General features: G+C 43.7%; 14 protein-coding genes. 5 read left to right on the forward strand and 9 right to left on the reverse strand.

Annotated elements, in window-relative coordinates:
• Positions 1 to 46: 46 nt before the first annotated feature.
• Positions 47 to 919 (forward strand): DMT family transporter, encoded by an 873-nt coding sequence (locus tag ABYB02_RS10875; RefSeq protein ID WP_372762479.1) that lies wholly within the window; start codon positions 47 to 49, stop codon positions 917 to 919.
• Positions 920 to 948: 29 nt separating this feature from the next.
• Here the strand turns inward: ABYB02_RS10875 and ABYB02_RS10880 are convergent, their stop codons facing one another.
• The 5 genes from ABYB02_RS10880 to ABYB02_RS10900 are packed head-to-tail and all read right to left on the reverse strand — an operon-like array spanning position 949 to position 3,998.
• A complete protein-coding gene (locus ABYB02_RS10880) occupies positions 949 to 1,632 on the reverse strand; it encodes a M15 family metallopeptidase (RefSeq protein WP_372762480.1) in 684 nt (227 codons plus the stop codon).
• The gene (gene dapE / locus ABYB02_RS10885) at positions 1,632 to 2,762 is read right to left on the reverse strand and encodes a succinyl-diaminopimelate desuccinylase (RefSeq protein ID WP_372762481.1); all 1,131 of its coding nucleotides are present in this window, start codon (positions 2,760 to 2,762) and stop codon (positions 1,632 to 1,634) included. Before dapE ends, ABYB02_RS10880 begins: the two co-directional genes overlap by 1 nt.
• On the reverse strand, positions 2,759 to 3,106 hold the full coding sequence (locus ABYB02_RS10890; protein ID WP_372762482.1) for an ArsC family reductase: 348 nt from the start codon (positions 3,104 to 3,106) through the stop codon (positions 2,759 to 2,761). Before ABYB02_RS10890 ends, dapE begins: the two co-directional genes overlap by 4 nt.
• A 4-nt stretch (positions 3,107 to 3,110) precedes the next feature.
• Positions 3,111 to 3,608 (reverse strand): PTS glucose transporter subunit IIA, encoded by a 498-nt coding sequence (locus ABYB02_RS10895; RefSeq protein WP_372762483.1) that lies wholly within the window; start codon positions 3,606 to 3,608, stop codon positions 3,111 to 3,113.
• Between the two features lie 3 nt (positions 3,609 to 3,611).
• Positions 3,612 to 3,998, reverse strand: coding sequence for an ACT domain-containing protein (locus ABYB02_RS10900; protein ID WP_372762484.1), 387 nt, complete (start codon positions 3,996 to 3,998; stop codon positions 3,612 to 3,614).
• A 388-nt stretch (positions 3,999 to 4,386) separates the two neighbouring features.
• Here ABYB02_RS10900 and yfbV point away from each other — a divergent pair, with 388 nt between their 5' ends.
• Positions 4,387 to 4,833, forward strand: a complete 447-nt coding sequence (yfbV, locus tag ABYB02_RS10905) for a terminus macrodomain insulation protein YfbV (protein WP_372762492.1) — start codon at positions 4,387 to 4,389, stop codon at positions 4,831 to 4,833.
• Here the strand turns inward: yfbV and ABYB02_RS10910 are convergent.
• From ABYB02_RS10910 to xthA, 3 genes are read right to left on the reverse strand one after another with little or no spacing between them, the layout of a single operon-like run.
• Positions 4,814 to 5,620 (reverse strand): putative RNA methyltransferase, encoded by an 807-nt coding sequence (locus ABYB02_RS10910; RefSeq protein ID WP_372762485.1) that lies wholly within the window; start codon positions 5,618 to 5,620, stop codon positions 4,814 to 4,816. The genes yfbV and ABYB02_RS10910 overlap by 20 nt on opposite strands.
• Positions 5,617 to 6,264 (reverse strand): energy-coupling factor ABC transporter permease, encoded by a 648-nt coding sequence (locus ABYB02_RS10915; protein WP_372762486.1) that lies wholly within the window; start codon positions 6,262 to 6,264, stop codon positions 5,617 to 5,619. The genes ABYB02_RS10910 and ABYB02_RS10915 overlap by 4 nt, the downstream gene beginning before the upstream one ends.
• A gap of 6 nt (positions 6,265 to 6,270) precedes the next feature.
• Positions 6,271 to 7,077: an exodeoxyribonuclease III gene (gene xthA, locus ABYB02_RS10920; protein WP_372762487.1), complete on the reverse strand. Its 807-nt coding sequence runs from the start codon at positions 7,075 to 7,077 to the stop codon at positions 6,271 to 6,273.
• A 242-nt stretch (positions 7,078 to 7,319) separates the two neighbouring features.
• Here xthA and ABYB02_RS10925 point away from each other — a divergent pair, with 242 nt between their 5' ends.
• From ABYB02_RS10925 to rluB, 3 genes are all read left to right on the forward strand, one after another.
• The gene (locus ABYB02_RS10925; protein WP_372762488.1) at positions 7,320 to 7,751 is read left to right on the forward strand and encodes an exonuclease III; all 432 of its coding nucleotides are present in this window, start codon (positions 7,320 to 7,322) and stop codon (positions 7,749 to 7,751) included.
• A gap of 338 nt (positions 7,752 to 8,089) precedes the next feature.
• Positions 8,090 to 8,680 carry an SMC-Scp complex subunit ScpB gene (gene scpB / locus ABYB02_RS10930; protein ID WP_372762489.1) on the forward strand — a complete coding sequence of 197 codons (591 nt, stop codon included), beginning with the start codon at positions 8,090 to 8,092 and terminating at the stop codon, positions 8,678 to 8,680.
• Entirely contained in the window at positions 8,677 to 9,546 is an 870-nt protein-coding gene (rluB, locus tag ABYB02_RS10935) for a 23S rRNA pseudouridine(2605) synthase RluB (RefSeq protein WP_372762490.1), read from the forward strand. Before scpB ends, rluB begins: the two co-directional genes overlap by 4 nt.
• A gap of 55 nt (positions 9,547 to 9,601) precedes the next feature.
• Here rluB and ABYB02_RS10940 read toward each other — a convergent pair.
• The coding region (locus ABYB02_RS10940; RefSeq protein ID WP_372762491.1) for a YciK family oxidoreductase at positions 9,602 to 10,199 on the reverse strand (598 nt) is incomplete at its 5' end.

Genomic DNA, 10,199 nt, shown 5'->3' on the forward strand with positions numbered 1-10,199 from the left:
ATTGCACGATAAATCTAAATTAATAATGGCCTGGTAGGGAGTTTTTTTGAAAACCACACTGTACACAGTTATTGCTTTAGTGGCCTTTGCTGCTAATTCGTTATTATGCAGAATGGCGCTTGCGGGGGGCTATATTGATGCGTGGAACTTTACTGTTTTACGCTTACTCAGTGCGGCGGTGTGTTTAGCGGGTATGGTGCTTATTTATGATGCAAAAGTTAAACACAATGCAGCAGACACAGCGCTGTATAGTAATGAAACAGGCAGTTGGCGCAGTGGGATAAGCTTACTGGTTTACGCTTTGTGTTTTTCTGTTGCTTACCTAGAGCTAGACACGGGCAGTGGCGCGCTGATTTTATTTTCAGCGGTACAATTAACCATGATAGGCTGGGGTATTTATAATAAAGAGCGGCTAAGTACCGTGCAATGGATAGCGTTTGTGGTTGCATTTGCGGGGTTTGTCTATTTAATCTTGCCCTCTGCGACAATGCCTTCGCTATTTGGTGCGGCATTGATGGCAATCAGTGGCATTGCGTGGGGAATATACAGTATTCGCGGCACGGCATGTGTATCGCCACTACGTACCACGACCTTTAATTTTATTAGAAGCCTAGTGGCGCTACCCGTGTTGTTGTTAATAGGGGTGAGCCATATTAATAGTGTTAGTCTGATAGGCTTGTTATTAGCGTGTGTATCTGGCGCACTTGCTTCTGGGGTAGGTTACAGCGTGTGGTACCTTGCGATGCCACGGTTAAAAAGCACGCAGGCAGCCATTGTGCAACTGAGTGTGCCGGTGTTAGCAGCTATTGCCGGTGTGGTAGTGTTAGCTGAGCCGATAAGCTTAGATTTTTTGGTTGCAAGTACGGTTATTTTGGGCGCAGTGTTGGTGTTTATCTTGAGTAAAAAGCGTAATGCTTAATAAGCGCATGAGGTAAGGTGAGCCACGCCTTAAGGGGGGCTCACATTGGTGACAAAGCGCTGATATAACATCGGTAAGTTGGCCAAAATAGCGTCTTTACCAAGTAGTTCGCTACGGCTAATACAGTCATAAAGTAACTGCTCAGTGAGCAGCTTGCTGAGTAATTGAGATTGCTTAATGTGGCTGATGTGCCAAAGCTCTGGCGCTACGCCGCCTAAATCTGCTTTATAGGGGCGGTAAAAACCAAACTCAGTTAAGTGGGCGTCAAGCCACTCACTGAGTGGTGCAAATGGGCCACCATGCTGGTATTCATTGGGGCTCAGTTGCAGTGAGTAATCATCAGCAACAGCCGCTTTATCAAATACATCTAAATCTGTGCCCCAATGGTGGCGACTAGCCCCCGGAAGAGCCGAGTACAGCATAATCGCAACACACTTCTCAATAGCGCTGAGCGAGCTTAAATCCACCTGCTGTTGCTGCTGATTGAACACCGCGCGAGCGCCACTAAACTTGTTATTCCAGATCAAGGCTTGGCGCGAAAAATCACGAAAGCTTGAGGCTATGGTCAATTCAAACCCTGCGGCGTTAGCGCCCTGTTGCAACGCTAAAAAATCATCCACAATGTCGCTGTGCAATTGATGCTGCTGAATAGGGGTTAAATGTGTATTACTTTGTCCGGTAATACACAATGTGGTGAGTGAGTTTGCAGTCATTAGGTTAATAAATTTTCTAAAATTTGCTCATAGATAGCGGCAAGCGCTATTAAGTCATCGCTACTGACGCATTCATCGACTTTATGAATAGTGGCATTACGTGGCCCCAGCTCAATTACTTTTGCGCCGGTTTGCGCAATAAAGCGACCATCTGAAGTGCCGCCCGTGGTTTCAAGCTGAGTATTCAGCCCGGTCACCGACTTAATGGCATTGACGGTAGCGTCAACTAACGGGCCATGCTCGGTTATAAAGGGCAGGCCATTGACAATCCAACGCAATTCATAATTTAAATTATGCTGCTGTAATATAGCATTGACCCGCTGTTGTAATTGCTCATGGGTAACTTGAGTACTGAATCTAAAATTAAATTGGACCTCAAGCTCACCAGGGATCACGTTACCGGCACCGGTGCCCCCATTAATGTTGGAAATTTGAAAGCTGGTGGCAGGAAAAAACGCATTTCCCGTATCCCACTCAGTCTCGCTCAGTTCGGTGAGTGCGGGGGTTGCTAAATGAATAGGATTTTGCGCTAAGTGTGGATACGCTACATGGCCTTGCACCCCTTTAACGGTTAAAAAGCCCGTAAGCGAGCCGCGGCGGCCATTTTTAACCACATCACCTAACATATCGCGTGAAGAAGGCTCGCCCACAAGGCACATATCAATTTTTTCACCGCGCGCCTCAAGGGTATCTATCACCCGTGTAGTGCCATTAATAAATGGGCCTTCTTCATCGGAGGTGATCAAAAAAGAAATAGAGCCTTTATGATCCGGGTGTTTACTAACAAAGCGCTCAGTGGCAACTAACATTGCTGCCAGTGAGCCTTTCATATCGGCGGCGCCGCGTCCGTGTAACAAGCCGTCTTTGATGAGGCCAGAAAACGGCGGATGCTGCCAGTTTTGCGCCGGGCCGGTAGGCACCACGTCGGTGTGGCCGGCAAAACAAAAATGCGGTGATGCAGTGCCTTTACGTGCCCAGGTATTGAGGGTGTCGGTAAAAAACAATGACTCAATATTGAAACCAATCGCCGCAAGGCGCTCGTTCATGAGTGCTTGACAGCCGGCATCCTCTGGGGTGACCGACTCGCGTTGTATTAGTGCTTGCGCAAGGGCAATGACAGGGTCACTCATAGTTTAAAAATCTCATCATATTGCGCTGCTTTAAAGCCTAAATGGTATTGGCCATTTACAACTAGGAGCGGACGTTTGACCATGGCAGGTTGCTCTACCAGCAAGCTAATGGCGCTGTCTTTTGTTAAGTTCTGTTTTTGTTCTGCTGTTAATGCACGGTAGGTGGTACCGCGTTTATTCAGCAGTTGCTGCCAATCAAGCTGACTGGCAAACTCGTTAACCATATCGGTCGTTATACCGTCTTTGCGGTAGTCATGAAAAGTAAACGCAATGCTGTGATCGGTTAAATACTTTTTGGCTTTTTTAATCGTATCGCAGTTACTGATACCATAGAGAGTGAACATAAAGCTACTTCTTAATAATGAGAGTTAATAGAGTATCGACACCCGCATTTACCTGCGAATGTGAAAAGTGTAAAGCACCTAAATGGTGGCCATTTAATAATATTAAGCTCGCTAACAGCGGCTGCTCAAGTTCGCGCATATCAAAATAGGCAAGGCGTTGGCCTTTAACTATTTTACTGCCATTTAGCTGCGCTATGTGGCTACGCGTTATTGCTTGAGTTGCTGGAAGCGTTAAGTTTATTAATACTTTCAGTCCATTGTTGGCTTGTAAAATAAATTCTGTGCCGGCATTTTTTGCTTGCAATAACGTGCCGCTAAATGGGGCAACTATTTTATGACTGCTTAACTGCACCATAATGCCGGGGCCAAGGGTGGCAAAACGAAAAAATGCCTCGGGATGCTGTGCAAGTGGCAGCACTTTGCCTGAAAACGGGCTGGTAATTTTAATCCCCTGCGAGGGAATGTGATTGAGTGGCAAATAATCGACAGTTTGCGGTTTCATTGTTTAATCTACTAACACGTTATAACCGTCTTTTTTTAAAGCGGAAATAGCGAGTGTGGCGGTGTGTTTTTTTACTAATATAAAATCGGTATCGTAGGTAGAAATTGCAAATATAGAGACATTGGCTTTGGCTAACACGCCTGAAATATTAGCCATAATGCCAGTTAACGAAAAGCCCAGTGGACCCACTACTTCAAGCGCCTGCCAATCTGGCTCGCTATCTAAACTTGCAATGTTAAAATTACTTGGGCAAACAATTGACAGTTCATCGTGTGTTTTGGAAATAAAAAACAGCGGTAACTTTAGCAACTCAGCAGGAATATCAGCATCAACAGCTAAACTGTGTATAGAAAACACAGTACTGTGTAGTTGTAATGTTTGTTTTGACATTAATCGCCCACGAAACAGCCATATCGATAAGCGTATAGTATAGATTATTAGTATTAAATTAAAGCCGAAATAATAACTAACTCAGTATCTTGATATTAACTGCTGAGCGCTGTGGAGGTTGTCCACATTTTCTGTGGATAACTGTGGGGGTTAAGGCGTATAAACAAGTTAACTCACTGATATATAGGATAAATATAATTAGATTAGAAAAAGGGCATAGCCCAGCAAGTCGCCGTAGCAGCTCCTTAACCAGCGAAATGCTGGTTGTCGATGCACAGCAAACACACGCTTTGTCAGTTAAAACGGGGGAAATTCCATATAAATCAATTTGTGTTACACTGAGTAAATCATTACGGGTTAATTTTCGTGTGCTTGATAAGGAGTCATGATGCAAAAAAGTGTGATATCACAATTACAAGTAGGGCGCCAATACGCAAAAAAATGGCCAATGCGCAAAGAGCTCGCGCCATTATTTGTTGAGTTTAAGGTCATTAAAGCCACAGAATTGGCGATCACTGTGATGCCCATTTTAGCTATGCTGACGCTATTTTTTCAGCTGAACTACCTTGGCCCAGACTTTTTACCGCAAGCAATAGCCAGTGCACTATTTTTCATTTCTTTACCATTACAAGGTTTATTGTGGTTAGGTAAACGCTCGCAAACGCCATTAGCGCCACCAATGCAGCGTTGGTACAACGAGTTATATACAAAAATGCTGGCTAATGGCTATCAAATACCACTCACTGAAAAAAAGCCCCGCTATGCGGAGCTTGCTGAGTTACTGAACGATATGTTCAACAAAATGGACAAAGCGTTCACGCAACAGCAGTTTTAGTATACTGGGTTACATAAAACGATAAGGTGACATCATGCTCACCTTGCGCTTCTAATGCTGCCCAATGCTCGGGCCTAAACTTCCACGCAAATGGCGTCATCATAATTAAGTTTTTTACATCATCAAAATTAAGAGTCAGCTGCTTAGTGAGCAGTGTTTGTGATGATTGCACAAATTCTGCGGGCGCTGTTACTGGCGTGTGCGCGTTGACCGTAGCGTAAATATAACTCTTTAGCTCTTTTAAATGCCAAGGACCAGGGCTGGCTACAATCAGTGTTGCACCGGGTTTAGCGAGTCGCGCAAGCTCGTGTGAAAAGAGCGGTGCAAACACGCTGACTAACACATCGGCAAACTGGCTGTTAAACGGCGCTTGGCTAATTGAAGCAACACTAAAATGACAGTGCGGGTAGCGCTTGGCGGCATATTTAACGGCTGATTTAGAGATATCAACGCCATACACCTGCGCATGAGTATTGCTAGCCAATGCTTGAGTGTAAAACCCTTCGCCACACCCTAAGTCTATAATGTTGTCAACATTGAGTTTACCAACAATATTACCCAGCTCTGTTTGTAAAAAAGCATAGAAGCCACGCTCTAAAAAGGCGCGTCTTGCTTGTACCATGGCGAGTGAGTCACCCGGTTGCTTTGAGTTTTTTTGTTGTACAGGCAATAAATTAACGTAACCCTCTTTTGCAAAATCAAAGCTGTGATTGTTTGCACACCGTAAGGTGTTATGGCTGTTCACTAGTGGGGTGCTGCATAGTGGGCAGATGTAATGAAGACTCATGAGCCTAGGTAGTCCTTATCGTAAAACGTTTTTACCCAATGTGGGCGATAAGTGATCAGCACTGTTATTGCCATGCCGTTTAGCATTGCTTCAGGAAAACTAATGATAACACTTATATAAAGGTAGTTATCTACCAATTGTTGCCAATCGTATTGGCCGATGGCGAAATAAAATAACGCGCCTAAGACTATTTTTAAACACGCAGCCAATGCGGCGGTTAAAAATGCACAGACAAAAATATAAACAAAAAAATGCCGTGGTAAGTACTGATAGCTGATTATAAAAGCGAGGTAACTAAATAAAATAGGCACAAAGGCGCCAATTATAAGCTGTAGAGGTAAAAGCTCGCTGCTAATTTGGCCAAATAACGCCAGAAGTAAAGCGGCCAGTACACTGCTTAACATAGCTAACCGCCAGCCCAGTATTAGGGTAACGGCGGTTACCCCTAATAAATGCAGCTCCAGCCCTATTAACACACCTGCTTTTATCTGCCATAACATAGCAAACAGCAACGCACAGGCAAGTACTCCTACCTGCCGCGCAGGCGTTATATAGAGTGCGTGATAAACGGTTTTTTTTACACTCACTAAATAGCTAATAAACACCAGCAGCCATAATAGCCCTTGTGTTGTGATACTCAACATAATCGATTAGTTAAATTCTGACCAAATCGGCGCATGATCAGACGGTTTGTCAATGCCACGGAGTTCGTAATCAATACCGGCGTCAATACAACGTGCAGCGAGTGCATGGGTTGCTAACACCACATCAATACGCAGCCCGCGGTTATCAACAAAGCCTTTTGAGCGATAGTCAAACCATGAGTATTGATCGTCTATGCTTGGATGCAGCTCTCTAAAGGTATCTTTAAAGCCCCAATTTAGTAGCGTAGCTAACCATTCACGCTCTACGGGTTGAAATGAGCACTTACCCGTTTTTAACCAACGTTTGGCGTTGACCTCGCCGATGCCTATGTCTAAATCGGTGGGTGAAATATTAATATCGCCCATCACTATTACGTCTTGATCTGGGCTATGGTTGCTATCAAGGTGCGTCATTAAGTCTTTATAAAACTGGCGCTTATAAGGGAATTTAGTTTCGTGATTAATGTTATCACCCTGTGGAAAATAGCCATTCATCACGGTGAGCTCACGGCCGTTGTCTTGCGCTACCGTGACACTGATCATGCGTTTTTGTGATTCATCGGTATCAGTGGCAAAGCCTTTAAACACCGCAATCGGCTCTTTTTTGCATAACATTGCCACACCGTAATGCGCTTTTTGCCCATGAAAATAAACGTGATAGCCCATTTTCTCAACATCATCGAGTGGAAACGCTTCGTCATGAACTTTAATTTCTTGCAAGCCAATAATGTCTGGTTGATGTTTATCGATAATTGCTTGTAATTGATGCAGGCGGGCGCGCAGACCATTGATATTGAAAGAAATCACCTTCATAAAATGTACCTTAAAATTGCGACTATTGAGTGTTCTAAATTGTATCAGTAAAAGTGCGTACATAACATGACTGAAACAATATAAAAACTGTTCAAATGTTGATCAAATGCTGTTTAAGGTTTAAACATTGTAAATGCATTATTAATAAATAAACTAAATAAAAAATTCGGTTGATATGTGTAATTCTGCTTATATAATGCGCGAAATTATTGGTTAGCTCTCTCACTTAGGAATTTTATCGCATGAAATTACAACTTACATTAGCGGCAGTACTTTTAGCGTCAACAAGCGTGGCGGCACAAAATAGTACGTATTTTAGTAAAGATAAAAAAATAGAATCTAAATTATGCGCAATCAGCGCAAATGAAGGGTTTTCAGCGGCGCGTAAAGTAGCGGCACAACAGGGGATATTTTTATCGCGTTTTTCACAAAGTATTTTGTGTAACGGTGAAGATATTCGCGATATCGCTAAGCAACAAGTCGCTAAACCGTCTGCGCAGCCTAAAGTTGAAGTGTTTGCCAAAGATAGCCAGCAAGAAACACAGCTGTGTATTACGGCATTAAAGCAAGGCTTAGCCCCAGTGAGAGAAAAAATTGGTAACTTAAATTCACTTAAATGTAACGGTCAAAACGTCACAGAGTTTGTTAAACGTTACCAAAATATGGCGATTTAACCGGTAATAAAACTTAATTACAGCAAGAGCTCGGCACTGGCCGAGCTTTTTTATGCAAAAATGACAAATTATTTTGGCTATATGAATAGCAACACAGATAAGCGGGTCAGGAAAAAGAATTGCACCGTGATATCAAAACATAGCGTGCTGAGTCGCGGCAGATGCGCTGCTAGCAAATAGCGCATGGCTGGCAGATTTTAAACTCGAGGATTCAGCCTGTGATGATCACTGACTTTTTTATTGCCTGAAATAAACGAATTTACTGAATATATTTTCCTACTTTGCCGCTATTCTGTCATAATAGATGGCTGTGTGTTTTTATTTGTTTTTGAGTGTTTATGGTAGGTCGGCGAATTAGTGATGAGCAATTAATTGAAATCATTGAAGCGGCGATTTTTGTCGCAGATAAAGCGCTCAGTAAGCGCCATCTCAAAGACGTGGTACTCGCTGATCTCGCTATTTCGATGGCGCGCATAAACGATGCCATAGCAGCAATACAAACACACTACCAAACCCGTGGTATCCGTTTAGTGGAAGTTGGTAGCGGTTATCGCTTTCAAGCCTGTAGTAGTTTAAGCCCATGGTTAAGCAATTTATGGCCAGAGCGTGCACCAAAGTATTCGCGTGCGTTACTGGAAACGCTATCACTTATTGCCTACAGACAACCAATTACACGCGCCGAAATAGAACAAGTGCGCGGTGTCACTACGGGGTCAACGATTATTAAAACGCTGCTCGAACGAGAGTGGGTTAAAGTGGTAGGGCACAAAGATGTGCCGGGAAAACCGGCGCTGTATGCCACTACAAAACAATTTTTAGATTATTTTTCGATAACTGGGTTAGAACACTTACCTGCATTGCCAGCGCAGCAGCAAAGTAAAATAAACCAGTTATTAAGTGATCCTTCTGTGAGAGAACCATCCGAATGAGTATACAAGGTGAAAAGTTACAAAAAGTCCTAGCCCGTGCCGGGGTAGGCTCGCGTCGTGAAATGGAAAAGTACATTGATGCCAACCGTGTCAGTGTTAACGGCAAAGTAGCTAAATTGGGCGACCGTGTGGAAGAAACCGATTTAATTCGTGTTGACGGCCATACGGTAAAAATTGAAGAGAAAGCCGACCGTATTTGTCGCGTAATTATGTATAACAAACCCGAAGGCGAGTTAAGTACTCGTAAAGATCCAGAAGGTCGTCGTACCGTGTTCGATCGTTTACCACGTATTGATGGCGAACGCTGGATAGCCGTGGGCCGCTTAGACATAAATACCGCGGGTTTAATGCTGTTTACCAATGACGGTGAGCTGGCAAATCGATTAATGCACCCAAGCTATGAAGTTGAACGTGAGTATTCAGCGCGTGTATTTGGTGAAGTAACCAATGAAACAGTTAAAAACTTACTGCGTGGTGTTGAACTTGAAGATGGCCCCGCTAAGTTCTTATCGGTGAAGCCAATGGGCGGTGAAGGCATTAACCGCTGGTTTAATGTAACGTTAAACGAAGGCCGCAATCGTGAAGTGCGCCGTTTATGGCAATCGCAAGATGTGGAAGTGTCGCGCCTGATCCGCATTCGCTACGGTAAATTAGAGCTTGATAAACGTGTACCACAAGGTGGCTGGATTGAGTACGACTTAGACACGGTAAACTATTTACGCAAAACCGTGAAGTTAGGCCGCGAAACACAAACTAAGTTGTCTGTTATGCCAGAAAAGCGTAAAGACAAACGTGCCAAAATAAACCAAATACGTAAAGCGGTTAAAAAGCATAATCAGCGCGTTAAAACAACAAAACGTAAGTAGCTAAATATTAAAAAAGCCGCATGTTGCGGCTTTTTTTAATTTATAACCACAAGTATTACTTTACTTGTGCGTCTAAAGACTCGCCATTAACCCCTACAGAGTCATCACTCATTAAATATAAATAGGTTGGCATTAACTCTTCAGGCGTTGCGAGTTTGTCGCGGTCTTCACCTGGAAATGCGCTAGCACGCATAGAGGTACGCGTTGCGCCGGGGTTTATGCAGTTGATACGAATATTGGTTTTACCCACTTCACATGCCCAGGTTTGCATCATACCTTCTACAGCAAACTTAGAAATAGCATAAGGGCCCCAAAACTCGCGCCCTTTGCGGCCTACTCCAGAAGAGGTGAAAACGATAGAGGCATTGGCCGACTTACGCATTACCGGAAACAACGCTTTAGTGATCATCGCTTGCGCAGTGACATTGACTTTCATAATGTTTTCAAAGGTAGAGGAACAAAAATGCTCCAGTGGCCCTAATGAGCCTAAAATACCCGCATTATTCAATAAACCGTCTAAGCAACCAAATTGCGATTCTATGGTGGCAGCTAGGTCGCGATAATTTTGCTTGGTGGCGCCTTTTAAATCCATAGGAACGATCGCGGGTTGCGGGTAACCTGCATTGACGATTTCGTCATATACACATTCCAGC

It is taken from the genome of Pseudoalteromonas sp., from assembly GCF_041613455.1.
Lineage (GTDB): Bacteria > Pseudomonadota > Gammaproteobacteria > Enterobacterales > Alteromonadaceae > Pseudoalteromonas.

Bases quoted from the DNA above. Each gene is read 5' to 3' on its own strand.
- ABYB02_RS10880 (WP_372762480.1), bottom strand. From the start codon at position 1,632: ATGACTGCAAACTCACTCACCACATTGTGTATTACCGGACAAAGTAAT.
- dapE (WP_372762481.1), bottom strand. From the start codon at position 2,762: ATGAGTGACCCTGTCATTGCCCTTGCGCAAGCACTAATACAACGCGAG.
- ABYB02_RS10890 (WP_372762482.1), bottom strand. From the start codon at position 3,106: ATGTTCACTCTCTATGGTATCAGTAACTGCGATACGATTAAAAAAGCC.
- ABYB02_RS10895 (WP_372762483.1), bottom strand. From the start codon at position 3,608: ATGAAACCGCAAACTGTCGATTATTTGCCACTCAATCACATTCCCTCG.
- ABYB02_RS10900 (WP_372762484.1), bottom strand. From the start codon at position 3,998: ATGTCAAAACAAACATTACAACTACACAGTACTGTGTTTTCTATACAC.
- yfbV (WP_372762492.1), top strand. From the start codon at position 4,387: ATGCAAAAAAGTGTGATATCACAATTACAAGTAGGGCGCCAATACGCA.
- ABYB02_RS10910 (WP_372762485.1), bottom strand. From the start codon at position 5,620: ATGAGTCTTCATTACATCTGCCCACTATGCAGCACCCCACTAGTGAAC.
- ABYB02_RS10915 (WP_372762486.1), bottom strand. From the start codon at position 6,264: ATGTTGAGTATCACAACACAAGGGCTATTATGGCTGCTGGTGTTTATT.
- xthA (WP_372762487.1), bottom strand. From the start codon at position 7,077: ATGAAGGTGATTTCTTTCAATATCAATGGTCTGCGCGCCCGCCTGCAT.
- ABYB02_RS10925 (WP_372762488.1), top strand. From the start codon at position 7,320: ATGAAATTACAACTTACATTAGCGGCAGTACTTTTAGCGTCAACAAGC.
- scpB (WP_372762489.1), top strand. From the start codon at position 8,090: ATGGTAGGTCGGCGAATTAGTGATGAGCAATTAATTGAAATCATTGAA.
- rluB (WP_372762490.1), top strand. From the start codon at position 8,677: ATGAGTATACAAGGTGAAAAGTTACAAAAAGTCCTAGCCCGTGCCGGG.